The following is a 24,496-nucleotide window of genomic DNA, read 5'->3' on the forward strand; positions in this document are numbered from 1 at the left end:
CCATGGCAGCGCCGAGCGCGAAACGCACCCTGACCGTCCGCCGCGAGACCTTCCCGATCCGCGGCACCTTCCGGATCTCCCGCGGGGCCAAGACCGAGGCCCATGTGGTCGTCGCCGAGATCGACGACGGCGGCACCGTCGGCCGGGGCGAATGCGTGCCCTATGCCCGCTACGGCGAGAGCATCGACGGGGTCGTGGCCCAGATCGAGAGCGTCGCCGACGCGATCGGCGCCGGCATGGAGCAGGAGGAGCTTCTGGAGGCCCTGCCGCCGGGCGCCGCCCGCAACGCGGTGGACTGCGCGCTGTGGGACCTCGCCTGCAAGCTGACCGGGCAGCCGATCTGGCAGGTGGCCGACCTGGACGCGCCGCTCGCCCCGGTGGTCACGGCTTACACCCTGAGTCTCGACACGGTGGAGAACATGGCCGCCGCGGCGCGCGCCTCGGCTCACCGGCCCCTGCTCAAGCTGAAGCTGACGGGGGACGGCGACCTGGAGCGGGTGACGGCGGTGCGGGAGAACGCGCCCGACGCCCGGCTGATCGTCGATGCCAACGAGGGCTGGACGCTGGAGCACCTGAAGCGCTTCGGCGACGCCTTCGCCCGGCTCCGGGTCGAGCTGATCGAGCAGCCGCTGCCGGCGGGACAGGACGACGCCCTGCTGGGCTTCGACTGCCCGGTGCCGCTGGGCGCCGACGAGTCGTGCCACGACCGATCGACCCTGGACGAGCTGCGCGGCAAGTACGGGGTGGTCAATATCAAGCTGGACAAGACCGGCGGCCTGACCGAGGCGCTGCGCCTGAAACGTGCCGCCGAGGAGGCGGGGTTCGACATCATGGTCGGCTGCATGCTGGCGACCTCGCTCGCCATGGCGCCGGGGGTGGTGATCGCGCAGGGAGCCAAGCTGGTCGACCTCGACGGGCCGCTGTGGCTGGCGCGGGACCGGGAGCCCGGCCTCCGCTACGAGGGCGAGACCGTCTTTCCGCCGGAGACCGGCCTGTGGGGGTGACGCGCGACGACCTGGGAAAGCGCATCGACCAGGCCATGGGCCGGACGAAGGCTGACCTGGTGATCAAGGACACCCGCTTCCTCAACGTGGTGACGGGCGAGATCGCCTCGGGCGACATCGCCGTCTGCGGCGACGTGATCGTCGGCACCTACGAGAGCTACGACGGCGAGGTCGTGATCGACGGGCGCGACCGCATCGCGGTGCCGGGTTTCATCGACACCCATGTCCATTGCGAGAGCACCCTGGTCACGCCGGCCGAATTCGACCGTTGCGTGCTGCCGCGCGGGACGACGACCGCGGTCTGCGACCCGCACGAGATCTGCAACGTGCTGGGCGAGGAGGGGCTGAGATACTTCCTCGACAGCTCGGTCGAGCTGGCCATGGACCTGCGGGTCCAGCTCTCCTCGTGCGTCCCGGCGACCGAGCTGGAGACCTCGGGCGCCCGGCTGGAGGCGGAGGACCTGGTCCGCCACCGCGGCCACCCCCAGGTGATCGGCCTGGCGGAGTTCATGAACTTCCCCGGCGTGCTCCACAAGGACCCCAAGGTGCTGGACAAGCTGGCGGCGTTCCAGGGCGGCCATATCGACGGGCACAGCCCGCTGGTGACGGGCCGCGACCTCAACGCCTACCTGTCCTGCGGCATCAGGAACTGCCACGAGACGACCGGGGTCGAGGAGGCGCGGGAGAAGCTGCGGAAAGGCATGCAGGTGCTGATCCGCGACGGCAGCGTATCGAAGGACGTCAACACGCTGGCCCCGATCATCGACGCCATGACCTCCCCGTTCCTGGGCTTCTGCACCGACGACCGCAATCCGCTCGACATCGCCGAGGAAGGCCATATCGACCACCTGATCCGGCGCTCCATCGCCCTGGGCGCGCCGGTCGAATCGGTCTACCGCGCGGCGACCTGGTCGGCGGCGCGGGGCTTCGGGCTGACCGACCGCGGGCTGATCGCGCCGGGCTTCCGGGCCGACATCGTGCTGCTGGACGACCTGGAGGACTGCCGGGTCGGCCAGGTGATCCGCAACGGCCGGGTCGTGGGGCCGGAGAGTTTCGCGGGCCGGACCATCGTGCCGCCGGTCGGGCTGGGCTCGATCCGGCTGGACCCGGTGACGCCGGAGGTCTTCCGGACCCCCTCGGGCGGCCCGTCGGGTCCGGTGATCGGGCTGATCCCGGGCAAGATCCTGACGGAGCACCTGACCGCGAACCTGCCCTATCGGAACGGCGAGCGGCACCCGGACCCGGAGGCGGACATCCTGAAGGTCTGCGTGCTGAGCCGTCACGGCACCAACCGCAATGTCGGCCGGGGCTTCGTCAAGGGATTCGGGCTGAAGCGCGGCGCGCTGGCATCCAGCGTCGGCCACGACAGCCACAACGTGATCGTCGTGGGTGCCGACGACACCGACATGGCGGTGGCGGTCAACCGGCTGATCGAGCTTCAGGGCGGCTTCGTCGCCGTGCTGGACGGCAAGGTGGTCGGCGAACTGGCGCTGACCCTGGCCGGGCTGATCAGCGACCGGACCTTCGAGGAGGTCGAGCACCTTCTGACGGCACTCCGCGCCGCCGTCCGCGGCATGGGCTGCCCGCTGGCCGAACCCTTCCTGCAACTGGCCTTCCTGCCCCTGCCGGTGATCCCGTACCTGAAGATCACCGACATGGGGTTGGTGGACGTGGACCGGTTCGAATTGATTCCGGCGTGAGCGGGAAGGGACGTCAGACCCTGACTATTTCCGGCGGGATGAGGTCGTGGTTCGCCAGTTGGCTTTTCGCGGTGAGGACCGAGACGCCGAAATGATCGGCAGCCTCCTCCATCCGATCGTCCGAGTAGTCACCGTTCATGAACGAGTCCAGCGCATCGATCGGGCACAGGAGCTCTGCGGCGAAGGCGCGCTGCATCTTCTGGCGGACCGTCTTCGTTCTGGTTGCCGGAAGCCAGGCGTCCGATTTCGGGGCTGTCAGGTGGTCGGCCAGGAAGCGCGCGGCTTCGAACCGGATGCCCGGAGCGTTCCGTTTTCCGAAGACCAGTTTGAGGTGAGCGCCGTCGTCTTCCCGTACCGCCAAGCCGAACGGGATACCGGGGTTATGGGCCGAGTCCGGCAGGAATGCCTTCTTCGGAGCATCCAAAAGCCTCGCCAGTTCCTCGTCGGAAATGCCATCGCTCGGTAGCCGCCAAGCTTTCCGGGCCGCGCCGGCAAGGCTCCTGCCCCGGTCCCACGGGGGCGTTCCATCTGGAACGCTATGTTGGTGCAACGCTGAAGGGAGGTCCACGGCCACCCGGACGCCTTTCCCATGGGCCGCTACGACCGTCTTCCTGATGGCATCCTCGATCCCGGTCGCGCTCCCGGACAAGGCGGGCGCGATCTCGTCCAGTGCAGATTCTCCGGCTTCGCCGGAAAGCTCCAGCAAGTGGGCAAGTATCTCCTCCGGCGCCTCGTCCGGATCGCATCCAAGGCGAGCCTCCAAGCGGCGCCGGACACTTTCCACCGGATCCTCGCGCTCGGCCTTGACCTCTTCCCAAAGCGTGGACAGGTCCTGGCCGACGCCTCCGCGTGTCTCCAATTGGGCGATTACATCGGCTACGAAGTCATCGACGGCCGCCTCGAAGGACGTTGCCGGGACTGCACACCGGAAATCCGAAAGATAGCGGACCGGCTCCCCGGAGTTCGGCCGCGATGCGTGGCACACCGCTTCCACGGTCGGTCCGTCGCTGGCGAAGATTAGGCGCGGCCACAGGAAGCCGTGGCCTGCCGCCGCGACTTCATGGGCCATGCGCCAGGACGGGGAGGGGACGCCGGTCGCAGGGTAAGGTTCCCAGCGAAGCCGCCACCAATTTGCCGCGAACCACATCGCCAGGGGATAGGCCGACACATGGACACGATCCTGGACCTCGCGCGACCAGTCGCTTTCAACCCGGGTCGCCACCAGTTCGTCGAAGGCGATGCGAAGCTTGGCGGCCGTTGCGCGATCCTCGGCCAAGCCGTGCTGGCACGCCTGCCATTGGGCATCGATAGAGAAACCTACCGGCATGTCGCCGCGCTCCATCTCTGTCGTACGCTGGCGGCCATGGGATCGCTGTCACCCATGGAATAGCCATGATAGATGCCCTGGGTTTCATTCTCCAGGATCGCTTCGACGGGTTCACCGTTTTGAGCAACCGCCCAGATGTTCTTCGGCCAGTCACCTTTCATGGCGTCGCTGACCAATCCGTACGCGGCGCCCTGCTTCAATAGGCGGGTGGCTTCAGCCCTGGTGAAGACTTTCGCCCTGTCGCACAGAGTCTTGTGCTGGCGACCATCGCTGGGTGGGTTTAGTTTGAAATCGCCTGGACTGCGCTTATGCATTGGATTACCGCCGTATCCGACCTTGGTCGAAATGCTGTCCAACCAATATTTTTCCTCAGTCGTCAGAGGGACGGATCGGATCGAACGCTTCAGATTCACTGTGCGCTTGGACATCGCTTCGCTAGAAATCAGTTTATTGGGTAATTACAGAGATTTGCAACTCTACCACCGGCAAGGGTGATAATCATTCATATAGCACTTTTGGGGTAGTTATGAAATCAAATGGTGTCGCGGCAGGCTCGCCGCGACACCGTGAGCTCTCATCCCGCCCGTTCCGCGGCCAGCTTCACGTCGGCGTGGAAGAGGGGTTCCTCGACGCGGTTGCCGCGCAGGATGTAGCTGGGGTGGAAGGTCGGGACCACGATGGCGCCGGCCAGCAGGCGGCAGGGAAGCTCCTGGCCGCGCAGCGCGGTGATGCCGCTCTGGCCGGTCAGCGCCCACAGGGGCGTACGGCCAAGCGCGATGATCACGGCGGGCTTCACCTCGGCCAGGGTCCGGCGCAGGTGCTCGATCTCGCCGGCGTATCGGGCGAGACAATAGTCGGAGGTGCCCATGGGGCCAAGGTCCTCCGCCACCTCGACGCCCATCTTGCGCGCCTTGGTGCGGGACGAGAAGAAATGGGCCACCTTGTTGCCGGGCGGCTGGTAGCGGAAGGTGTTGCCGATCAGGCAGGTGGCGCGCTCCAGCCCGACCGATTTCAGGTTCTCGTCCAGCAGCCGGCCGCTGGCGCCGACGAAGGGCTTGCCGGTGCGGGCCTCCTCGGCGCCGGGGGCTTCGCCGATGATGGCGACGCGCCCGCCGGCGGGATCCTTGCCGGGGTACTGGTAATCGACGAAAGGCAGCTCGTTCTCGGTACGCGGTACAGTCACTGTGTCGGCTTTCGCAGCAGGTTGATCCGGGCCGGCTGGTCGAACCACCAGGCACCCTCCCGCCGCTCCCCGATGGTTTCGAACAGGTCGCGCAGTTCCGCGTCGCGGGTTCGGATCAGCCTGGAGCGGGTCGGATCGATGCCGGCCATGCGGTCGGCGAAGCTCTGGTAATCCTCGTGCTTCACCGGATTCAGGTAGAACAGTTCATCCACCTGTTCCAGCGCGTCCACTGCCTTCACCGCCGCATGGGCCAGAGCCCGGACCTCCGTCTCGTCGTCCAGCAGCCTGGTCAGTTCGAAGTATCCGCCGGTCGGCTCCGGCTCGTTCACCAGGGCAAGCCCGCCTGGCTTCAGGACGCGTGCGGCCTCGCGCAACGCCTTGCCCATATGGGCGGCCGGCACATGGTGCAGGCTGTTCATGAAGATGACGGCGTCGGCGCTGTTGTCGGGCAGGGGCAGATCCTCGCCCACGCCCTTCAGGTAGCGCTCGCCGCCGACCGGTTCCGCCTTGCGGGCCTTGGACAGCGCCTCGTCCAGGATCTCGACGCCGACCACTTGAGCGCCGCGCCGAGCCAGCGCCCGCACCAGCGCGCCCTCGCCGCAGCCGACATCGACGATCCGGGCGCCCGCCAGAGGGATCAGGTCGGGGATCAGGTCCATCGCCTTCAGGCGTCGGGGCGACGTGCCCCGGGTCGGCATATCCGTATGCTGGGCCATCGTGTCGGTTCCTCTCCGCGCTGCCATGCCGCAGGGCACTATCCGTGGTAAACGGGTTCGCCCCGATTATAGCACCGGGGTGGAACACATGGCGGTCGATCGGAGCGGCGGGTGTGATGACGGGCGGTTCGACTCAGGCGCTCAGGTCGAGCTGGCCGCCGCCCGGCCCCCGGCCAAGGGTGCGGGCGCGGGCGCCCGCCGCGGCCATGCTTTCGACGTTGCTCTGGTCGGCCGACTTCAGCTCGGTCACGAAGGCGCTGGTGGCGCCCGTGAGCGCCGGGACGCGGGCGCCCGGCTTGGTGTAGGCGTTGGTTTCCTGGATCGCCCGGCGGTCCTCGCCGACGATCGAGCTTGTGATGCCGGTCAGCGGCTCGGTCTTGGCATTGACCTTCATGCCGCCGTTGGTGTCGCTGACCTGCCGGTTGATATCCTGGTTGAACGCCTGCGTCTGCGGCGTCAGGTCCCGCACCTTGGGCGCGGTGCGCATCAACTCGGGTGAGATGGGAGATGTGGAAACCACGGCATAGCTCCAGGGTCCGCGATACACGGCCAAGTTATCGGATTCTTCAGGTTTTCGCCATAGTCCTTTCTTGAGAGGTAATCGGTCGCACACCTTTGCCGCAGGGAAATCTGTTGCGCATGTCGCCATCGGCAGGATACAGGAGAGCCAGCATCAAGAGTTGGGCTGGCGCCCGACACCAACCTGCCGACCCGGGCAAGGTGGTGGTCCCTTTCGGGGGACGATGCGGCCTGGACCGGCAAACAAACGGGAACGAGCCGCCGCGTCAGCCCTCCTCGGCACTTGAGCCAGGAGGGTTTATTCATGTCTGAACGCTTGCCGGTCGCTCCAGCGACCATTCCCCTGTGCGGCCCGGACGACAGCATCGAGCTGATCGCCGGCGGCTGCCGCGCCACCGCGCGGGAGCCCGACCGGTACGAGTGGGTCTTCGCCGCCGTCCACCGCGGCCTGGGCACCTGGACGCATCTCTACCTGGTCGTCGAGTCGCGCCGGCGCGGCCGGCCGGAGATCCATCTCCGCCTGGTGCTCCAGGGCGACCGTCTGGACGAGGCGCGGCGGCGCGCCGTCGCCGACTGGTGGCGGCCGGTCGGCTGACGGGTTTTCCGGGGCGCCGTATCATCGCAGCGCCGCGACCAGCCGGTCGATCTCCTCCTCCGTATTGTAATAATGGACCGAGGCCCGGACCATCTCGTCGAGGCCGCGCGCCTCCATGTCGAGCCGGGTCGAGGGGGCGGCCGTCACCGACACGTTGATGCCGCGTGCGCCCAGGTCGCGCTTGATCTCGGCGGCGGGGCGCGGGGCGGTGAAGGTGACGATGCCGCAGCGGGTCTCGCCCAGGTCGCGCACGGCGTGGCCGGGCAGGGATGCCAGCCGGTCGCGCAGCAGGTCCGCGAGTTCCCTGATCCGCTCCCAGATGGCATCCAGGCCCCAGTCCAGCGCGTAGTCCACGGCGGCGCCGAGGCCGATCCGGGCGGCGACGTTGCTCTCCCAGTTCTCGAACCGGCGGGCGTCGGGGCGAAGCTCGTACCGGTCGGGCGCCACCCAGGTGGCCGCGTGGTTGTCGATCATCGGCGGCTCCAGGCGCTCCAGCAATCCCTTGCGCACATAGAGGAAACCGGTGCCGCGCGGCCCGCGCAGGAACTTGCGCCCGGTCGCCGAGAGCATGTCGCAGCCGATCCCGTCCACGTCGATCGGCATCTGCCCCGCCGTCTGGCAGGCATCCAGCAGATAGGGGATGCCGCGGGCGCGGGCGATCCGCCCGACCGCCGCGGCGGGATTGACCAGGCCGCCGTTGGTCGGGATGTGGGTGATGGAGATCAGCTTCACCGGCCCGCGCGCTTCGTCGTCGACGCTGTCCGCCAGGGCCGCCACGTCGAGTTGCCCGTGGGCGTCGTTCGGGATCACCTCGATCACCGCGCCGGTCTTCCGGGCGACCTGGAGATAGGGGATGAAGTTGCTGGAATACTCCGCCATGGCCGTCAGGATCCTGTCGCCGGGATCGAACCGCAGCGAATAGAAGGCCATGTCCCACCCCACCGTGGCGTTTTCCACCAGCGCGACCTCGTCCCGTGAGCAGCCCAGCAGGGCGGCGACCGAGTCGTAGACGCGCTCGATGCGGTCGCGGGCCTGCGCCTCCGCCTCGTAGCCGCCGATGCGGGCTTCCAGGTCGAGATGGGCGGCGACCGCGTCGAGCACCGGCCGCGGCGGCAGGGCGGCGCCTGCATTGTTGAAATGGGTCACGTGACGGGTGCCGGGCGTCTCGGCCCGCGCCCGCTCCACATCGAAAGTCATCGCCGCCTCGGATCGCTTGTGTCGCTGAAGATGGGCCTTCCATAACGGAATCGGCGGCCCCGGACAAACGCTCCGGGCGGTCCGCCGGCCCGGCTCCCGGAACACTGACCCTCCGCTGGTGTTGATTTGCCGCAAATGGGGCATGGAGTTTATCGGGATGAACCGCAGCGACGACAACGACGATCTGAGAGCGACCGGGAGATCGGGGACGGAGTCCGGTTCCGACCAGGGTGCCGCCGGCCGCAGCCCCGAGGACATCGAGCGCGATATCGCGGGCATCCGCGCGCGCATGGACCAGACCCTGGACGAGCTGGAGTTCCGGCTGTCGCCGGGCCAGCTGACCTCCGGGGCGGTGGATCTGGTGAAGGACGTGATGCGCGGCAATCCGAGCCGGCTGGGCGACGCGATCCGCAACAACCCGATCCCCGTCGTCATGATCGGCATCGGCGCCCTGTGGCTCGCCGTCGCCATGGGACGGTCGCAGCAGCAGCTGCGGCAGGACGAACCGGAGGGCCGCAGGATCAGCCGTCTGACCCCCGCCGACATCTCCGACGTGCTGTCGCCGCTGATCGCGGTGACGCTCCAGGGCGTCGACGGGCTTCGGCAGGCCGAGACGAAGATCGCCGATCCCAAGGTCCAGGCCATTGTGCGCGAGATCGCGCAGCAGCACGACCGGGCCGCCGCCGCCCTGGAGGAGGAGGTCCGCCGCCACGGCGCGGTGCCGCAGGCCGGTACCACGCCGCCGGGCCGTCTCCACCCGGCCTGGAGCGAACTGCGCCGGGCCCTGGTGACGGGCGAGACCTCGGCCATCATCGCCGGCATCGAGAACGGCGAGGATTCCGCGCTCGAAGCCTTCCGCATGGCGCTGCATGCCGACCTTCCCGAGGAAACGCGCGTGCTTGTCGGCGCCCATTTCCACGCCATCCAGCAGATCCACAACCGCATGAGCGCGCTCAAGGGCGCGACGACCTGACCGGGGACAGAACATGTTGGGATTGAGCAAGTCCGCCCACCGCGAGGCCATGGCCGATCGCTATGCCGGTCCCAGCCAGGGGCGCAACCGGGGCGCCGGGCAGGACCGCAACCTGGCGCGCGAAGGGGGTCGGGGCCGCGATGCCAATTCGCCCGGGGAACTGCCGGGCAGCGGCTGGCGCGACGTGCTGTGGCGGGTCAAGGAGGAGACCGACAAGGACAACATCTCGATGATCGCGGCCGGGGTCGCGTTCTACCTGATGCTGGCGATCTTCCCGATCCTCGCCGCGACCGTCTCCATCTACGGCCTGGTGGCGGACCCGATCGACGTGGAGCGGAACTTCCAGGTGGTCGCCGGCGTGATCCCGGACCAGGCCCGCTCGATCATCGTGGACCAGTTGAGCGCCGTCGCGGCGGCTTCCGGCGGTCAGCTCGGCTTCAGCGTCCTGTTGAGCATCGCGCTGACCCTGTGGAGCGCGTCGCGCGGCGTCAACGCGGTCATCACGGCGCTCAACATCGCCTATGACGAGACCGAGAGCCGCGGTTTCCTGAAGCTCAACGCCATAGCGCTGGCCCTTACCCTCGCCATGATCCTGTTCATGATCGTCACCCTGATCGTGGTGGTCGGATTGCCGGCGGTGATCGGCTATCTCAATCTGGGCGGAACGGTCGAGTGGGTGGTCCGCCTGGCGCGCTGGCCGATCCTCGCGGTCGCCGTCATGCTGGCGCTCGCCGTGCTCTACCGCTACGGACCGGACCGCGAAACGCCGCAGTGGCGCTGGGTAAGCTGGGGGGCGGTGGTCGCGACGCTGCTGTGGGTCCTGGGGTCCGTCGCCTTCTCGGTCTATGTCTCCAACTTCGCGAACTACAACGAGACCTACGGCACCATGGGCGCCGTCGTGATCCTGCTGCTGTGGTTCAACCTCTCGGCCTACGCGGTGCTGCTCGGCGCCGAGCTGAACTCCGAGATGGAGCATCAGACCGCACGCGACACCACGACGGGCTCGGTCAAGCCTCTCGGCCAGCGGGATGCCTATGTCGCCGACACGGTCGGACACAAGCCCTGACGGGTGTCCTCGTACGTACCGGCGGGGCGCGCACTGCGCGGCAAGCGGGCGCCCCGACCGCGGGGGTACTCCCAGGTGGCGTACAACGCATTGGGAGTGCCGCCGCCTTACCGCGGATCAAGGCCCGCTGCGGAATGTTCTAGGAAAATGCAAATCTTCGATAGCGGCTTCGTTGCAACAGGTGTTCAACGCAATGGAGCGTAACCCGGAAAGGGAACTGGATGACTTGCGGTTTTTAGATAAGTATGAGATGCGCTCCATCTTAAGTTCAGCGCAGAGTACAGTAATGCGTGACGGGCAAACAGAAAGACAAATTTTAGCTTCTCGAGACAAAAATGTAGCTTGCCAACGGGCTTACATCCTTTTTGTCCGAAGGATGGAAGCATTTCGTGTTTACCCTTTATTGGGACCATGTGATTGTTGCAGTGCATTATAGTGCTACGCTATGCGGAGGTTCTCGATCTCATGTTCGTTGGGTCGACGTAAATCAGCCGGTTTGCTGACCCTCGGCTACCGGTGCGGGGAATTTCAGAATGCTCAATGACTTCCAGATTTCTGTTAGATCTGGTCCTGCCGTGCGGACCCGGGGTCAGTTCCGATCCTTGCAGCCCGCCTTGTTTCTGTTTTTCGTAGACGTGACGGCCGTCTTCCTGGCCGTACTTTTCGCCCATCTCGGCATCGGCCTCATCAGCCCCGCGCCTACGACCTTCCTGCTCGACCCGACCCTGCATGCCCAGGAACTGGCGGGCGCGCTGCTCGTCGTGCCGATCCTCAAGGCCATGGTGGGGCTGTACCCGGGCTACGGAATGTCGCCGGTGGAGCGTTTGCGCCGCCAGTTCATGATCCTGATCGGAACCGTCGTCGGCATCACCATCGTCGATCTCCAGTTCAACGAGGCGATCTGGTTCAACAACGGCATGCTCGCGGCACTGTTGGTGCTGGGCGTGCTGATCTGGATTTCCGACGCCATGGGCCGCGGCGTGCTGATGCGGCTGCGCCTGTGGGGCCGCCCCTGCGTGGTTGTCGGCACCGGCCAGGCCGGTATCGACATCGCCCGCCGGCTCGGCCAGAACGAGCATCTGGGATACAATCCGGTCCTCTTCATCGACGAGAACCCGAGCCTGTGGGGCACCACGGTGGAGGGCCTGCCGGTCGTCGCTCCCGGCGGCAAGACCACCGACGAGCGCTTGGTGCGCTACGCCTCGGTCGGCATCCTGGCGGTTCCGCGGGAGCAGCCGGAGCGCCTGAGCGAGATGATCGGGAACCTGCCGTTCTCCACGATCCTGGTGGTGCCCGAATGGACCGGCGTCCAGACGGTCAACACCCGGGTCCGGGACCTGTCCGGCCTGCTGTCCCTGGAGGTGCGGCGCCCGCTGGGCGCCAGCATCACGCCGCTGATCAAGCGCGGTTTCGATATCGTCACCTCGGCCCTCCTGCTGATCCTGGTGACGCCGTTGCTCCTGTTGATCGCGGCCGGCATCAAGCTCGATTCGAAGGGTCCCCTGCTGTTCCGCCAGGCTCGCTGGGCCGGCGGCTCCCGTTCGTTCCCGGCGCTGAAGTTCCGGACGATGCATGCCGACGCCGAGCAGCGCCTGAAGGAGCTGCTGGCCACCGATCCGGTCCTGCGGCGCGAATACGAGATGTACCACAAGCTGACCCGCGATCCGCGGGTGACCCGGTTCGGCCGCATCCTGCGCCGGCTCAGCTTCGACGAACTGCCCCAGCTGTGGAACGTGCTGGTCGGCGACATGAGCCTGATCGGCCCGCGCCCCTACATGCCCCACGAACTGATCAAGTATCCGCACCAGCAGCAGATCCTGTCCCGCGTGCGCCCGGGGATCACCGGGCTGTGGCAGGTCTCCGGGCGTCACCGCACGACGTTCGAGCGGCGCATCGAGCTGGACGTCTACTATGTCGAGAACTACTCGATCTGGCTGGACCTCCACGTCCTGATGCGCACCGTCTGGATCGTCGTGAAGGCCGACGGCGCCTGATATCCCGCAGGCTTCGAAAACTCCCGCCCCGAGGCACGGATCGGCGTTGATCCGCGGCTTGCCGGAACCTGCTTCCGGTCCCTCGAAAACGCGCGAAGGGCGCCGGACCCGCAGGTCTGGCGCCCTTCGCGTTGACGGCCGGGAAGGTCGAGGCTCGCTTACCGTTCCGTCCGGGCCGCGGCGCGGCGGCGGCCGGCCCCGGTCACCAGGAACCAGGCGACGATCCAGGGCTCCACCAGATAGCGGTGCCAGAACCGCTTCGGATCGCTGAGCAGCCGGTACAGCCACTCCAGCCCCAGCGGACCGAGCCAGCGCGGCGCGGTCGGCACGGCTCCCGCGAAATACTCCATGCAGGCGCCGCAGGTGCCGATGCAGTTCGTCTTCAGGTCGGCCCGGTTCTCCGAGATCCAGTGCTCCTGGCGGCCCATTCCCATGCCCACGATCAGGATATGGGGCCGGAACGCGTTGATGTGCTCGACCACGGCGCCGTTGCCGGCACTGCCGGGTCGGGCGTCGAAATAGCCGTCGTGCCCGTCGATCACCAGGTCCGGGTAGTCCCGGCGCAGGCGCGCCAGCCCGTCGTTCAGCACGCGGGACGTGCCGCCCAGATAGTAGATCCGCCATCCGGAGCGCTGGGCGCGCTCCATCAGGGGAAGGAACCAGTCGATCCAGCCGGTCCTGTGGCTGGCGTCGAGGTCGAGCCCCGCCGCGCGCCCCAGCCAGACGATCGGCATGCCGTCGATATGGACGCAGGTCTTGTCGTCCTCGTGCAGGGCACGGAAGACGTCGTCCTTGAACAGCTTGTACATGCCGTGGAGGTTGAGGCTGGCGATGACAACCTTGTCCTCCGCGGCGATAGAGCGATCCATCAGGGTGAACAGATCGTCCATGGTGGTCGGCGTCACCTTCACACCGAAGATATCGCTCGACTTGAAGCCCAGAGTCATGCCGTTTTCCCGATGGAATAAGATACTTGCCGGTGAGAGATCACGGGCCGGTTCAGTTTTTGAAGTAGCTGCCGCGACGGCCCATGTAGTACTCCGCCTCGCCGGAGCCGTAGCGCGCCGCCTTGGTGGTGTCGACCTGGTTCAGCGCCACGCCCGCGATGTTGGCCCCGGCGTCGCCGAGCTGCCGGATCGCGAGTTGGACCAGCTTGCGCGGGGTCCGGCGCCACTTGACGACGACCACCGTCTGGCTGGCCTTTTCCGCCAGGATGCGCGTGTCGGACACCGGTAGCACCGGCGGCGCGTCGAGCAGGATCAGGTCGTACTGCGGACGCAGGTTGAACAGCATCTGGTCGAACAGCGGGTTGCGGATCGTTTCCTCCGGATAGTCGGTCGGCGATCCAGCCGTGATCACGTCGGCCCCGGTGCGGGTGTCCGTGCGCATCACGTCGGGCAGCGTCGCGTCTCCATGGAGGAAATCGGCGAGGCCGAGCTGGTTGGGCAGGCCCAGCGTCCGGTGGATGTTGGGACGGCGCAGGTCGCAGTCGATGATCAGCACGCGCCGGCCGGCGATGGCGATGACCCGGGCCAGGGTCGCCGCCAGCGACGACTTTCCTTCACCCGGAACCGCCGAGGTCAGCATGACGATGTTGCCGCTGCCCTTGCGCTGGTGGGCGATGATCAGCGAGGTGAACAGGCTCTTGACCGCCTGGGAATAGGCCGATGCCGGCTTGTCCAGGGCGTAGTCCTGCGGAGTCTTGCGGGTGAGGCGCCCGCGGCGGACCAGCGGGATCATGCCGAGCGACGGCATGCGCAGCAGCCGCTCGACGTCCTCCTGGGTCTGCAGGCCGCGTTCCAGCTGCTCGGCCAGGAACACCAGGATCAGCCCCAGGCCGATCGCCAGGACCAGCGCCACCGCCACGAACAGCGGCTTCGACGGGAAGGACGGGCCGAGCGGCGCGCTGGCCGTCGAGACGATCCAGGCGTTTGGCTGCTCCAGGTCGACCGACTGGGTCTCCTTGGAGCGCGCCAGGAAGTTCTCGAACAGCGCGCGGTTGGCTTCCGCCTCGCGCTCGAGCGCCCGGATCTCCACGTCGGACTGGTTGAGTCGGCCCGCCTCCTGCTCCAGCCTGGACATGGACTGCTCCAGCGACGTGACCCGCTGCTGGGTCACCGACGCCTGGGCCCGCAGCGCCCGCAGCCGGTTCTCGGCCTCGTTGTTGATCTCGCCGGCGATCGCGGAGATCTGCGACTTCAGGTCTACGATCGTCGGGTGGCGCGGGCCGAGATTGTTCAACAGCTCCGCCTCGCGCTGGCGGAGCGTGGCCTCCTGGGCGCGGAGACCGCTGACCAGCGTCGAATCGACCACGTCGAACACGGCGCGCACGCCGCGCGCCCTGACCGCGTTCTCGACGCTGCGCAGCTGCGCCTGGGTGGTGTTGTTCTCCGCCCGGGCCATCACGAGCTGGGTGTTGAGCTGGGTCAGCTGCTCGTTGACCAGGCCGGAGTCGCGGCCCTGCACGACGCCGAGGCCCGCCCGCGCCGTCTCGACGGCGCGCTCGGCCGTCTCGACCTCCTCGCGCAGCCGGGTCAGCCGCTCGCCCAGCCAGGCGTTGGCCTTCTGGCGCGCATCGAATTTCTGTTCGAGCTGCTGGGTGATGTAGAGCGACGCGATCGTGTTGGCCACGTTGGCGGCCAGCGTCGGATTCTCCGACGTGAAGCTGATGGTCAGCACGCGCGACCGGCCGACCGCCGAGACGCTGAGGCGGCCGAGGAAGGTGGTGAGCATCGAGGTCTGAAGGCGCGCCTCCTCCGCGGCCGGGTCCGGAGCCACCGGCTCCTCCGTGACCAGCAGGCTTTTCGCCCACTGGACGGGAGGCAGGTCGCGCAGGCTCGGCAGCTTGAAGCTGTCGGCGTTCTGCTCCGCGGCCACGCGGGGATTGAACTCCGCCAGGCGGTCCAGGCCGAGCTGGCGGATCACGCGCATGGCGAGCTCGTCCGACCTGATGACCTGGATTTCGCTTTCGATCGTCGACTGGTCCGCGGGAGCACCGCTGACCAGCGCCTCCACGTCGACCACCCGCTGTTCGCGCGGATCCACCATGACCGAGGTGTCGGCGGTGTAGAGCGGCGTCATCATGTAGACGTTGACGATGCCGAGCAGGGTCACGATCGCGATCGTTCCCAGCAGCAGGTATTTCCGGCGCGAGAGGACCATGAGCAGGTCGCCCAGCCCGAGCGTCGGGGCGCTTCGCGACGGCCCTTCCTCGTGGGTGGTCCAATCATGCCGGTCGGTCTCTTGGCGTTCCGGCGTCAAAAGCTTGTTCATCGGTAATATCCGGTAGTTTTACACGCGCGTGCAGCACCGCAGAGCAAACATCACCTTGTCAGGCAATGTTCAGTGGAATGCCGGGTGCCTTCCATTGCTTTGGAAGGCGTCGCAAAATGGTGGAGCCAAATACCCATAAGGGTTAAGTGGTTAGCACCAATGCGCAATGCGATTGCGTAGATTATATTTGCCATCCATTCTGTGTGTCCAGATCGTTTTGCAGTGCGGCAAGGGTTTTGGCTCCACTACAGCAGGTCATTATACGAGTATTTTATTTTCTATATATGGCTCTGGCATGGCAAAAGGTCGCCGAAGGCGTGCCATCAATGGGTGCCCACTCCGGGTAGGGCTAAATAGCCGTGGCGCTTTGGTGAATAATGGGCACCATCGCACCATTCATCATTGGGACTTCACCGATCCCGACCGCCCATTTCCGCGGCAGTTCAAACCTCACGTAATGACGACTGGTATCATGACCGCATCCGCGCCTGTGGCGCCCAAGATTTCCCTGTTTCTCCAGGATCTTCATGGAGGCGGTGCGGAGAGGGTGATGCTGCGCCTCGCCGCCGGCATCGCGGAACGCTCCCACCCCGTCGACCTGGTGCTGATCCGCCGGGAGGGCGCCTATATCGACGCGATCCCCCCGGGCGTCCGCCTGGTCGTGCTGAATACCCGGCGCACCCTCAACAGCGTCGCGTCGCTCGCCCGCTATCTCCGGCGGGAGCGGCCCGCGGCCATGCTCTCGGCGCTGGTCCATGTCAATGTCGGGGCGCTGCTGGCGGCCAAGTTCGCCCGGACGCGCACCCGCATGATCGTCACCGAGCACAGCCAGATCACCCGGAATTTCGGCTCCAACCCGTCTTCGACGGTCAAGCTCGCCTTCCGGATGGTGCCCTGGCTCTATCCCACGGCGTCCCGCATCATCGCCGTCTCGGGCGGGGTCGCGGAGGATCTCGCCAGGTTCTCCGGCATACCCGGTAATCGGATCGACGTGGTCCACAACGGCATCGTGACGCCGGACCTCTACGCCAAGGCGGGCGAGCCGTGCGACCATCCCTGGTTCCGGCCGGGCGAGCCGCCCGTCGTCCTGGCGGCCGGACGCATGGTCGACGTCAAGGATTTCGCGGCGCTGATCCGCGCTTTCGCCCTGCTGCGCGCCCGGCGCCCGGTCCGCCTGATGATCCTGGGGGAGGGTGAACTGCGCGCCGACCTGGAGCGACTCGCAGAGCAGCTTGGCGTGGCCGCCGATGTCGCGATGCCGGGCTTCCAGCCCAATCCCTACGCGCTGATGTCGCGGGCCGGCGTGTTCGTCCAGTCCTCGCGCTGGGAAGGGCTGCCGTCCGTCCTGGTCGAAGCCATGGCCTGCGGAACTCCCGTGGTGGCGACCGACTGCCCGGGCGGCACCCGGGAGATCCTGGACGACGGAAAGCTGGGCGCGCTGGTTCCCCTCGGTGACGACCAGGCGCTCGCCGACGCGATCGGGCGGACACTCGACCATCCCGTCCCGGCCAACGCGATGGCGTGCAAGGTCGGGCAGTTCACCCTCGACCGCGCGGTCGATACCTACCTCGATCTCGCACTCGGAACCGGACGGGTGCGTTCCTGGGAGAATGGCCGATGAATGCGACGACGCCGAGGCTGCGGCTGGTCCTGCTGATCACCCACATGGACCAGGGCGGCGCCCAGGAGGCGCTGCTGCGGCTGGGGCGCAGCCTGCGTGCCCGCGGCCACGAGGTGGAGACCTGGTTCCTCTATGAGAAATCGCCGCTCTACCGGAACGAGGAGGGCATCCGGGTGCTCCTGCCCGTGCGCTCGCCGGGCGCCGGCGGGTACCTGCAGCTCCTGGTCCGGCTGTTCCGGCAGCTCAGGTCCCATCGACCGGACGCGGTTATCAGCTTCCTGCCGCTCGCCAACGGCTTCGGCCAGGCCGTGGCCCGGCTTGCCGGGGTGCCCCGCCGCGTCGCGTCCCAGCGCAATCCTTCCTGGACCTATACTCCCTGGATGCAGCGGCTCGACAAGCTGGCGGGAACGCTCGGCTGCTACACCGCCAACGTGGGCAACTCGCAGTCCGTGGTGGAGAGTTTCTCGGCCTATCCGCAAGCCTACCGCCGCCACCTGACGGTGGTCCACAACGGCATCGACTGGCGGTCGTCGGAACTGGACGGCACGGCCGCGCGCGCCAAATTCGGATTGCCGGCCGGCGAGCCGCTGATCCTGAACATCGGCCGGCTGGCCGAGCAGAAGAACCAGTCCCTGCTGCTGCGCGTCCTGCCGTCCCTGTCGGCGGGGCACCTGGCGCTGGCCGGCGACGGGAGCGACCGGGGCAAGCTGGAGCGGCTGGCAGCCGATCTGGGCGTGACGTCCCGGGTCACCTTCCTGGGCGAGGTCGCCCGCGCCGCCATTCCCGACCTGCTGCGCGCCGCCGACATCTTCGCCATGCCGACGCTCTTCGAAGGGCAGAGCAACGCCGTCCTGGAAGCCATGCATGCCGGCCTCGCCATCGTCTCCAGCGACATTCCGGCCCAGGTCGAGACGCTGGGCGGACCGGGGGAAGGCGCCGTCGGCGACCTGCTGCCGCTCGACGACGACGGGGCGTGGACGCGATCGCTCGAAGCGCTGGTGCGCGACCCGGCGCTTCGGGCGCTGATGGCCGAGCGGGCCCGGGCCCGCGCGCAGCTTTTCACCGTCGACCGGATGACCGATGGATTCGAACGCCTGGTGGATTTCTCGGCGCCGGAAGGGCGGGTCTTCAGCCCCCAGGCCGGGCTGAGGCAGCGGAGTTAACCGATGTCACTCGCCTATGTCATCACCGCCTACAAGCAGCCGTCGCAGTTCGCCCGGCTGATCGACGCGCTTTGGCACCCCGACGATCACTTCGCGATCCATATCGACGCCAAGACACCTCCCGAGGTCCACCGGGAATTCGCCCGCGTCGCCGAAGGGCGCGGCAACATCGTCTTCGTGAAGCCCGTGCCGGTGTACTGGGGCGGCTTCGGCCTGTGCCAGGCGGAGTGGGCGGCGATGAACGCGCTGCTCGGCCGGAAGGGCTGGACCCACATGATCAATATCACGGGCCAGGACTTCCCGCTCAAGGCCCGGGACGAAATGCTGGCCGAACTGGCGGCCCGGCCGGGCGTCAACCACATGCGCGTGCATCTGCTGGCCGATACCAAATCCCATTTCCGCCGGCGCTTCCGCTGGGTCTGCGTCGAGATGGGCGGCAAGCTGCGCCGCCTGCCGATCCCCTATCCCAAGCCCCGGACCTTCCGGAACGAGTGGTACGGCGACGGCTGGCACATCCTGACGCGCGAATTCTGCGAGTGGGCGGCGGCCGCGCCGGTGGCGCAGGACATCCTGCGCTGGTTCCGCCGGGTCAAGCATCCGCACGAGTCCTGGTATCAGGCGATGATGATGTCGAGCCCCTTCGCCGGCACGGTGGACCGGGACAACAAGCGGATGATCAAGTGGGTTCGCAACTCCGGCAATCCCAAGGTCCTGACCATGGACGACCTGCCGGACCTGCTGGCTTCGCCGGCGTTCTTCGCCCGGAAGTTCGACGAGACCGCCGATGCGGAGGTGCTGAAGGTCCTCGCCGGCCGGCTGCGCGCGCTGGTGCCGGCCTGATCCCGGGCCTGTCCAGCTTTCCTTGACGGCGTCCACCCGACTGGACCGCCTGCCGACCCGCCGGGCCGGCGCGGATCTCGGATTTGCAAGGCCTGGGCTCCCTCCGAAGGGCTAATCCTGATTTGGCACGCGGCTTGCTCAATAGGGGAGTACCGGCGGAGAGCTCGCCGGTCCCAGCGATCCACAGAAACCTTTCATTAGGTCGGGAGATTCACATGAGCACCAATGTTGGCATTGAGCAGAGCGGCAAGGCCGGTGGCGACGCTCTCGGTTACTCGGGTTCGACCTCGACCGGCCTGGGCGGCGACGCCAGCGGCATGGCTTCGGCCGGTGGCCTGGGCTTCAACACGGGTTCCGCCTCGGCGACCGGCGGCGACGCCCTCTCCGGCTCGTCCGCCGCGGGTGCGCTCGGCGGCGACGTCAGCGACAATACCCAGATCGGTTCGATCTCCATCAATTCCTGATGGACGAATCCCGGTCCTCCGGGTTCTGCGAAAGGGGCGCGGCTTCCTGGCCGCGCCCTTTTTGCGTCTCCGGGCGGTTTCCTACGAGGGAACGCGCCGGGCCGCCGACCCGGCGGAGGCATAGCCCGCGGCATGATCGCGCCCGCCGGCCAGAGCCGCCTCCCTGAGCCATCCGGCGGCGCAAATCCACGACAGGGCGATGCAGGGCCAGATCGGCACTAGGTAGCGCACGCCGCCGACATCGCCCAGCGCGGTCATGGTGATGGTCCCGCCATACAGGATCGCGCAGGAACCGATCATCTGGAGTTCCCAGGCGACCGGCCGGCGCCGCACCATGGTCACGACCATCGCCAGGGCGCCGCCGATGCCGATGATATAGAAGCCGTAATAGACCGCCCGGAACGCCATCACCGTCGCGGTGCCGCGTTGCTCCGTGCCGATGCCGACCTCCATCTTCAGCAGCCGCGGCCCGGCCTCGTATTCCCAGCTCTCGTCGCCGTCATAGGGCCACGGCGCCTGGCGCTCGACGTCGGCGCGGGCGGCTTCCGCCTCCGACGCGGTCATGATCGGCGCGAGCGTCACCAGCGCCATGAATTCCCGGTACGAGAGCTCCAGGTAGCCGAGGAGGTCCTTCTCCACGATCGCGCCGGCGATCTCGCGGACATGAAGCTCCCGGTCCCAGCCGTCGGCATGGCCATGGCGCTCCCGGTAGGTCGGGAACAGGACGCCGAAGCGCAGGTAGTTCACATAGGTCTGCGAGACCAGCGTCCGGGCGCGCGGGTCCTCCATGCGGTCCAGCCGGGCGACGACCGGCTCCATGATGGCCGCCAGCTCGGTCACGCTGTCCTGAAGCGGCGTACCGGCGAAGTCGCCGGCATGCTCGGGCGCCAGCAGCATGGCCTTGCCGAGCAGCCCGGTGCCGTGGTTGCTGTTCGTCCCCGTGAAGCCGTGGACCGCGTAGTTGACGGCGTTGATGGAGCCGTAGCTGACCAGCACGGCGACCGCGATGGAAGCCGCCATGCGCATCGGGCTGACCCGCAGGGCCAGCCAGGCATAGACCGCGACCACCGCCAGGAAAGGCAGGTAGACCTGCCCGGCCGGCCGGATCACGATGTTGAAGACGGCGACCGCGCAGATCAGGGCGAACCAGGACAGCCTGCGCGTCCGGTAGAACTGGAGCAGGGCGCCCAGCGCCACCATGGTCGAGGAGGTGATCAGCGACTCGGTGACGGCGATGAAGTTGTAGGTGGTGGTGACGATGTTGCCGTGGAGCAGGACCGTCAGCGCCAGGGCCAAGGCCAGCGAGCGCGACGCGCGAAGCACGGTCAAGGCCAGGAAGACGCTGGATGCGAAATAGAGGGCGGTCTGCACGACGACCGACGTGATCCGGACGTCGCCGATCGCCTGCATCATCATCAGGAACGTAGGGTAGCCGAAAACCCGGAGGGGGGAGAAGGCGAGATAGTCGCGGGTATCCGCGGCGATCACCTCCCGCTTGCCGGCCAGCAGGTAGGCCATGGCCAGGGTCAGCGCCAGGGCGAGGACGGCGACCGCCACCCGAGCCCAGGGACTGCGCGCCAGCGCGGCATCCAGGTGCAGGATACGGGTCAGCGGGCTGGGTGTCTGGAAGCGCGGCATGGCGGCTTTCGCTTTTGATTCCGCACGGACACGGAAAAGGGTGCTTCGTACGATCGTCACAGTATTCGGCAGTCCTCGCGAGGACTGCCGGTGTATGGGTACCCTCTGCTTCGCTCCAGGGAAAGTCGCCTCCCGGAATTCTCAAGGGGTAGTACCGGCGCTTGCGCCGCGATATTTAGGGAACGGAACGGATCGTCGCCGCTCCGGGCGGTACAAATGCGAAAGGGGCACCGCTGCTACGGTGCCCCTTGCCGGTCCTTGCGATCCAACGATGCCGGAAAGCTATTTCTTGCGGAACGAGTCCAGGGCCACGACCTGACCCATCTTGCCGTCGTCGGCCTGCTTCGCGCCTACGGCCTTGGCCGCCTGGCGTTCCGCTTCCTCGGTCACCTCCTCCTCGATCTCCTCCATGCTCGTCGGGCCTTCCTGGGTGCTCAGCGGCTGGAACTGGAGCGCGAAGGTGACGGAGGGATCGGCGAAGGTGGTGATCGCCGCGAACGGGATGACCAGTCGCTCATGCGCGTTGTTGAAGCTCAGCGTCACGCCGAATTTGTCGTCCTCGACCTCCAGACCGTAGAACTGGTACTGGAGCACGATGGTCATCTCTGAGGGATACTGGCCGCGCAGGTAGTCGGGAATCTGGACGCCCGCGTCGTTGGTGCGGAAGGTCAGGTAGAAATGGTGATTGCCCGGCAGACCGCGTTCGGCCGCCTGGATCAACGCTTCCCGAACGACACCGCGCAGGGCGTTCTCGACCATCTTGTCGTATCGCAGATACTCGGTTGCCATTACGGGCGCCGCCTCAACCTTAATCAAATCGCTGCCGGACACAGCACTGAATGAAGTGGGGGGCTTCTGTTGCCCGGCGCCCCCCGGACCGCGCTTACCCAAGGTCAGGCAGCGAGAGCCATACGGTTGTCGTTGGCACTTGTAAAATCAGCCCGATAACGGCGGTACCATGCCGGGCGAAAATCATGCCTTTACCACGCGCGTCGATCCTGATTCGCCCCCGTAGGCCTGCCCGTCCGGTGCCGGCGGACAGGTATAACTGGTGGAGGCGCCGGGTGCCGCCCCCGGGTCCGCAACGCTTATTCCACATGACGTTTATCGCCATAGCCGGGCGTTACCCGACAATTCGAATATAGGCTCTGCGATCGTGAGAATAAAGGGGCGATGTTGCCGGGAACCGCCCCGCCGTCCGCGACATTCCCGCTCGCTATGGTCTCCGGCGGGTCCAGGCGCTAGAGTGCGGCGGTCAACGAACGCCGGAGAAAACATGCCGCTTACCCCGGAACAGCGCGACGAGATCGCCCATTTGCGGAACGAGGCCGTGCCGACCCGGCGCGCCACCGTGCCCGCGCTGGAGGACATCCTCTACGAGGCCTTCCCCGTGCTCGACCACGGATTCGTGCGCGTGATCGACTATATGGGCGACGATTCGGCGGTGGTCCAGGCGGCCCGCGTGTCCTATGGCCGCGGCACCCGGAAGGTCAGCGAGGATGCCGGCCTGATCCGCTACCTGATGCGGCACTGGCATTCGACCCCGTTCGAGATGTGCGAGATCAAGTACCACGTCAAGCTGCCGATCTTCGTGGCCCGGCAGTGGATCCGCCACCGTACGGCCAACGTCAACGAGTACAGCGCGCGCTACTCGATCCTGGACAAGGAGTTCTACGTCCCGGCGCCCGAGCACCTGTCGGCGCAGAGCACCGTCAACCGCCAGGGCCGCGGCGAGGTGTTGCAGGGCGACGAGGCGGCCCGCGTCATGGACCTGCTGCGCGAGGACAGCGAGCGGGCCTACCGCGGCTATGCCGAGATGCTGAACCAGGACGAGGACGGGGCTCCCCTCGACCCGTCGCGCTCGGGGCTGGCGCGCGAGCTGGCGCGCATGAACCTGTCCCTGAACTACTATACGCAATGGTACTGGAAGGTGGATCTGCACAACCTGATGCATTTCCTGCGGCTGCGCGCCGACAGCCACGCCCAGTACGAGATCCGGGCCTACGCCGACATCATGATCGACATCCTGGAGCGCTGGGTGCCGCTGACCGCGGAGGCGTTCCGCGAATACCGGCTGGGCGGGGCGAGCCTGTCGGCGACCGGCCTCGCCATCGTCCGGCGGATGCTCTCCGGCGAGACCGTCGCCCAGGCGGACAGCGGCCTGAGCAAGCGGGAATGGCGTGAACTGATGGAGCAGCTCGGCCGTTCCCCGGAGCTTTGAGGGGATAGAAGGTCCCCAGGAGGAAGCAAGATGAAGATCACCCGCATCGCCGGGACCGTCCTGGCGCTGGCGTGCCTTGGCGCCGTTCCGGCCGGAGCCCAGGTCCAGAGCAAGAGCGTCGCGGTCACCGCGATCGTCGAGCATCCGGCGCTGGACGCCGTCCGCGACGGTGTACGCGACGAGCTGGCCGAGCAGGGCTGGAAACCCGGCGACACCCTGAGGTTCGACTACCAGAGCGCCCAGGGCAATCCCGGCACGGCGGTCCAGATCGCCCGGCAGTTCGTCGGACAGGCGCCCGACGTGATCGTGCCGATCTCGACGCCGTCGGCCCAGGCCGTGGTGTCGGCGGCGCGGGACATCCCGGTCGTCTTCACCGCGGTGACCGATCCGCTGGGCGCCCAGCTGGTCCGCGACTTGGAGAAGCCGGGCCGCAACGTGACCGGCCTGTCCGACCTGTCGCCGGTGGCCGACCATCTGGCGCTGATCCGGGAGATCATGCCCGACGCCAGGCGGCTGGGCTTCCCGTACAATCCGGGGGAGCCGAACTCCGTGACCCTGCTGGAACTGGTGAAGAAGCTGGCGCCCGAGCACGGCTTCTCCATCGTCGAGGCGCCGGCCACCCGCTCGGCCGACGTGCAGGGCGCGGCGCGCGGGCTGGTCGGCCGGGTCGACGCGGTCTACATGCCGACCGACAACACCATCGTCTCCGCCCTGGAAGCCCTGCTGATCGTGGGCGCCCAGAACAAGCTGCCGGTCTTCACCGCCGACACCGACAGCGTCCAGCGCGGCGCCGTCGCCACCGTGGGCTTCAACTATTACCAGGTCGGCCGCCAGACCGGGCAGATCGTCGCCCGCGTCCTGAAGGGCGAGAATCCCGGCGACATCCCCGTGACGTCGGCCGAGGGAACGGACCTGTACGTCAATCCCAAGGCCGCGGCGGCGATGGGCATCACCATCCCCGACGCCGTGGTCGCCCGGGCCAGCAAGGTCGTCGGACAGTGA

Annotated in this window: 22 protein-coding genes, 1 other RNA gene and 1 riboswitch; of the genes, 12 read left to right on the forward strand and 11 right to left on the reverse strand. The window is 67.3% G+C overall.

Features of this window, described 5'->3' with window-relative positions; translation table 11 throughout:
* Positions 1-2 precede the first annotated feature (2 nt).
* Together dgcA and ade are read left to right on the forward strand one after the other, a co-directional pair.
* Entirely contained in the window at positions 3-1,004 is a 1,002-nt protein-coding gene (gene dgcA / locus JL100_RS03740) for an N-acetyl-D-Glu racemase DgcA (RefSeq protein WP_202681789.1), read from the forward strand.
* On the forward strand, positions 1,001-2,704 hold the full coding sequence (gene ade / locus JL100_RS03745; protein WP_456115308.1) for an adenine deaminase: 1,704 nt from the start codon (positions 1,001-1,003) through the stop codon (positions 2,702-2,704). Before dgcA ends, ade begins: the two co-directional genes overlap by 4 nt.
* A gap of 13 nt (positions 2,705-2,717) precedes the next feature.
* On the opposite strand, the gene JL100_RS03750 is transcribed toward ade, so the two are convergent.
* The 5 genes from JL100_RS03750 to JL100_RS03770 form a co-directional block, all read right to left on the reverse strand.
* Positions 2,718-4,046, reverse strand: a complete 1,329-nt coding sequence (locus tag JL100_RS03750; RefSeq protein WP_228421056.1) for an ImmA/IrrE family metallo-endopeptidase — start codon at positions 4,044-4,046, stop codon at positions 2,718-2,720.
* Positions 4,022-4,387 carry a hypothetical protein gene (locus JL100_RS03755; RefSeq protein WP_202681787.1) on the reverse strand — a complete coding sequence of 122 codons (366 nt, stop codon included), beginning with the start codon at positions 4,385-4,387 and terminating at the stop codon, positions 4,022-4,024. Before JL100_RS03755 ends, JL100_RS03750 begins: the two co-directional genes overlap by 25 nt.
* 218 nt (positions 4,388-4,605) lie before the next feature.
* Positions 4,606-5,214, reverse strand: coding sequence for a uracil-DNA glycosylase (locus JL100_RS03760; protein WP_202681786.1), 609 nt, complete (start codon positions 5,212-5,214; stop codon positions 4,606-4,608).
* Positions 5,211-5,930 (reverse strand): class I SAM-dependent methyltransferase, encoded by a 720-nt coding sequence (locus tag JL100_RS03765; protein WP_323378404.1) that lies wholly within the window; start codon positions 5,928-5,930, stop codon positions 5,211-5,213. Before JL100_RS03765 ends, JL100_RS03760 begins: the two co-directional genes overlap by 4 nt.
* 133 nt (positions 5,931-6,063) lie before the next feature.
* Positions 6,064-6,450, reverse strand: a complete 387-nt coding sequence (locus JL100_RS03770) for a hypothetical protein (protein ID WP_202681784.1) — start codon at positions 6,448-6,450, stop codon at positions 6,064-6,066.
* 145 nt (positions 6,451-6,595) lie between these two features.
* Positions 6,596-6,706, forward strand: a riboswitch (SAM-I-IV-variant riboswitch).
* Positions 6,707-6,753: 47 nt separating this feature from the next.
* On the opposite strand from JL100_RS03770, the gene JL100_RS03775 reads away from it, so the two are divergent.
* Positions 6,754-7,044: a hypothetical protein gene (locus JL100_RS03775; protein ID WP_202681783.1), complete on the forward strand. Its 291-nt coding sequence runs from the start codon at positions 6,754-6,756 to the stop codon at positions 7,042-7,044.
* 21 nt (positions 7,045-7,065) lie between these two features.
* Here the strand turns inward: JL100_RS03775 and JL100_RS03780 are convergent, their stop codons facing one another.
* On the reverse strand, positions 7,066-8,241 hold the full coding sequence (locus JL100_RS03780) for an aminotransferase class V-fold PLP-dependent enzyme (protein ID WP_202681782.1): 1,176 nt from the start codon (positions 8,239-8,241) through the stop codon (positions 7,066-7,068).
* A gap of 157 nt (positions 8,242-8,398) precedes the next feature.
* Here JL100_RS03780 and JL100_RS03785 point away from each other — a divergent pair, with 157 nt between their 5' ends.
* The 3 genes from JL100_RS03785 (at position 8,399) to wbaP (ending at position 12,274) form a co-directional block, all read left to right on the forward strand.
* A complete protein-coding gene (locus tag JL100_RS03785; RefSeq protein WP_202681781.1) occupies positions 8,399-9,214 on the forward strand; it encodes a PA2169 family four-helix-bundle protein in 816 nt (271 codons plus the stop codon).
* Between the two features lie 13 nt (positions 9,215-9,227).
* Positions 9,228-10,280 carry a YihY/virulence factor BrkB family protein gene (locus JL100_RS03790; RefSeq protein WP_228421057.1) on the forward strand — a complete coding sequence of 351 codons (1,053 nt, stop codon included), beginning with the start codon at positions 9,228-9,230 and terminating at the stop codon, positions 10,278-10,280.
* A 614-nt stretch (positions 10,281-10,894) separates the two neighbouring features.
* Entirely contained in the window at positions 10,895-12,274 is a 1,380-nt protein-coding gene (wbaP, locus tag JL100_RS03795; protein ID WP_202681780.1) for an undecaprenyl-phosphate galactose phosphotransferase WbaP, read from the forward strand.
* A 158-nt stretch (positions 12,275-12,432) separates the two neighbouring features.
* Here the strand turns inward: wbaP and JL100_RS03800 are convergent, their stop codons facing one another.
* Both JL100_RS03800 and JL100_RS03805 read right to left on the reverse strand, forming a co-directional pair.
* The gene (locus JL100_RS03800; protein WP_202681779.1) at positions 12,433-13,221 is read right to left on the reverse strand and encodes a WecB/TagA/CpsF family glycosyltransferase; all 789 of its coding nucleotides are present in this window, start codon (positions 13,219-13,221) and stop codon (positions 12,433-12,435) included.
* 52 nt (positions 13,222-13,273) lie between these two features.
* Positions 13,274-15,547 (reverse strand): GumC family protein, encoded by a 2,274-nt coding sequence (locus JL100_RS03805; protein ID WP_202681778.1) that lies wholly within the window; start codon positions 15,545-15,547, stop codon positions 13,274-13,276.
* A 550-nt stretch (positions 15,548-16,097) separates the two neighbouring features.
* On the opposite strand from JL100_RS03805, the gene JL100_RS03810 reads away from it, so the two are divergent.
* The 4 genes from JL100_RS03810 (at position 16,098) to JL100_RS03825 (ending at position 19,635) form a co-directional block, all read left to right on the forward strand.
* The gene (locus tag JL100_RS03810) at positions 16,098-17,168 is read left to right on the forward strand and encodes a glycosyltransferase (RefSeq protein ID WP_202681777.1); all 1,071 of its coding nucleotides are present in this window, start codon (positions 16,098-16,100) and stop codon (positions 17,166-17,168) included.
* A complete protein-coding gene (locus JL100_RS03815; RefSeq protein WP_202681776.1) occupies positions 17,165-18,331 on the forward strand; it encodes a glycosyltransferase family 4 protein in 1,167 nt (388 codons plus the stop codon). The genes JL100_RS03810 and JL100_RS03815 overlap by 4 nt, the downstream gene beginning before the upstream one ends.
* Positions 18,332-18,334: 3 nt before the next feature.
* Complete coding sequence (locus JL100_RS03820) at positions 18,335-19,171, forward strand: beta-1,6-N-acetylglucosaminyltransferase (RefSeq protein ID WP_202681775.1); 837 nt, start codon at positions 18,335-18,337, stop codon at positions 19,169-19,171.
* 215 nt (positions 19,172-19,386) lie between these two features.
* Positions 19,387-19,635, forward strand: coding sequence for a hypothetical protein (locus JL100_RS03825; protein WP_202681774.1), 249 nt, complete (start codon positions 19,387-19,389; stop codon positions 19,633-19,635).
* An 81-nt stretch (positions 19,636-19,716) separates the two neighbouring features.
* Here the strand turns inward: JL100_RS03825 and JL100_RS03830 are convergent, their stop codons facing one another.
* The 3 genes from JL100_RS03830 to ssrA all read right to left on the reverse strand — a co-directional run bounded on the left by JL100_RS03830 (position 19,717) and on the right by ssrA (position 22,444).
* Entirely contained in the window at positions 19,717-21,273 is a 1,557-nt protein-coding gene (locus tag JL100_RS03830; RefSeq protein ID WP_202681773.1) for a hypothetical protein, read from the reverse strand.
* Positions 21,274-21,555: 282 nt separating this feature from the next.
* A complete protein-coding gene (locus tag JL100_RS03835) occupies positions 21,556-22,062 on the reverse strand; it encodes an SspB family protein (protein ID WP_202681772.1) in 507 nt (168 codons plus the stop codon).
* Between the two features lie 54 nt (positions 22,063-22,116).
* Positions 22,117-22,444: a transfer-messenger RNA gene (gene ssrA / locus JL100_RS03840) on the reverse strand.
* 105 nt (positions 22,445-22,549) lie between these two features.
* Here ssrA and thyX point away from each other — a divergent pair.
* Both thyX and JL100_RS03850 read left to right on the forward strand, forming a co-directional pair.
* Positions 22,550-23,494: an FAD-dependent thymidylate synthase gene (thyX, locus tag JL100_RS03845; protein WP_202681771.1), complete on the forward strand. Its 945-nt coding sequence runs from the start codon at positions 22,550-22,552 to the stop codon at positions 23,492-23,494.
* 30 nt (positions 23,495-23,524) lie between these two features.
* A complete protein-coding gene (locus JL100_RS03850; protein WP_211113092.1) occupies positions 23,525-24,496 on the forward strand; it encodes an ABC transporter substrate-binding protein in 972 nt (323 codons plus the stop codon).

Source organism: Skermanella mucosa, from assembly GCF_016765655.2.
Lineage (GTDB): Bacteria > Pseudomonadota > Alphaproteobacteria > Azospirillales > Azospirillaceae > Skermanella > Skermanella mucosa.

What these genes read in the sequence shown, in the direction of transcription:
- dgcA (WP_202681789.1), top strand. Translation starts at nt 3, where the DNA reads ATGGCAGCGCCGAGCGCGAAACGCACCCTGACCGTCCGCCGCGAGACC.
- JL100_RS03750 (WP_228421056.1), bottom strand. Translation starts at nt 4,046, where the DNA reads ATGGAGCGCGGCGACATGCCGGTAGGTTTCTCTATCGATGCCCAATGG.
- JL100_RS03765 (WP_323378404.1), bottom strand. Translation starts at nt 5,930, where the DNA reads ATGGCCCAGCATACGGATATGCCGACCCGGGGCACGTCGCCCCGACGC.
- JL100_RS03775 (WP_202681783.1), top strand. Translation starts at nt 6,754, where the DNA reads ATGTCTGAACGCTTGCCGGTCGCTCCAGCGACCATTCCCCTGTGCGGC.
- JL100_RS03780 (WP_202681782.1), bottom strand. Translation starts at nt 8,241, where the DNA reads ATGACTTTCGATGTGGAGCGGGCGCGGGCCGAGACGCCCGGCACCCGT.
- JL100_RS03785 (WP_202681781.1), top strand. Translation starts at nt 8,399, where the DNA reads ATGAACCGCAGCGACGACAACGACGATCTGAGAGCGACCGGGAGATCG.
- JL100_RS03790 (WP_228421057.1), top strand. Translation starts at nt 9,228, where the DNA reads ATGTTGGGATTGAGCAAGTCCGCCCACCGCGAGGCCATGGCCGATCGC.
- JL100_RS03800 (WP_202681779.1), bottom strand. Translation starts at nt 13,221, where the DNA reads ATGACTCTGGGCTTCAAGTCGAGCGATATCTTCGGTGTGAAGGTGACG.
- JL100_RS03805 (WP_202681778.1), bottom strand. Translation starts at nt 15,547, where the DNA reads ATGAACAAGCTTTTGACGCCGGAACGCCAAGAGACCGACCGGCATGAT.
- JL100_RS03810 (WP_202681777.1), top strand. Translation starts at nt 16,098, where the DNA reads ATGCTGCGCCTCGCCGCCGGCATCGCGGAACGCTCCCACCCCGTCGAC.
- JL100_RS03815 (WP_202681776.1), top strand. Translation starts at nt 17,165, where the DNA reads ATGAATGCGACGACGCCGAGGCTGCGGCTGGTCCTGCTGATCACCCAC.
- JL100_RS03820 (WP_202681775.1), top strand. Translation starts at nt 18,335, where the DNA reads ATGTCACTCGCCTATGTCATCACCGCCTACAAGCAGCCGTCGCAGTTC.
- JL100_RS03825 (WP_202681774.1), top strand. Translation starts at nt 19,387, where the DNA reads ATGAGCACCAATGTTGGCATTGAGCAGAGCGGCAAGGCCGGTGGCGAC.
- JL100_RS03830 (WP_202681773.1), bottom strand. Translation starts at nt 21,273, where the DNA reads ATGCCGCGCTTCCAGACACCCAGCCCGCTGACCCGTATCCTGCACCTG.
- JL100_RS03835 (WP_202681772.1), bottom strand. Translation starts at nt 22,062, where the DNA reads ATGGCAACCGAGTATCTGCGATACGACAAGATGGTCGAGAACGCCCTG.
- thyX (WP_202681771.1), top strand. Translation starts at nt 22,550, where the DNA reads ATGCCGCTTACCCCGGAACAGCGCGACGAGATCGCCCATTTGCGGAAC.
- JL100_RS03850 (WP_211113092.1), top strand. Translation starts at nt 23,525, where the DNA reads ATGAAGATCACCCGCATCGCCGGGACCGTCCTGGCGCTGGCGTGCCTT.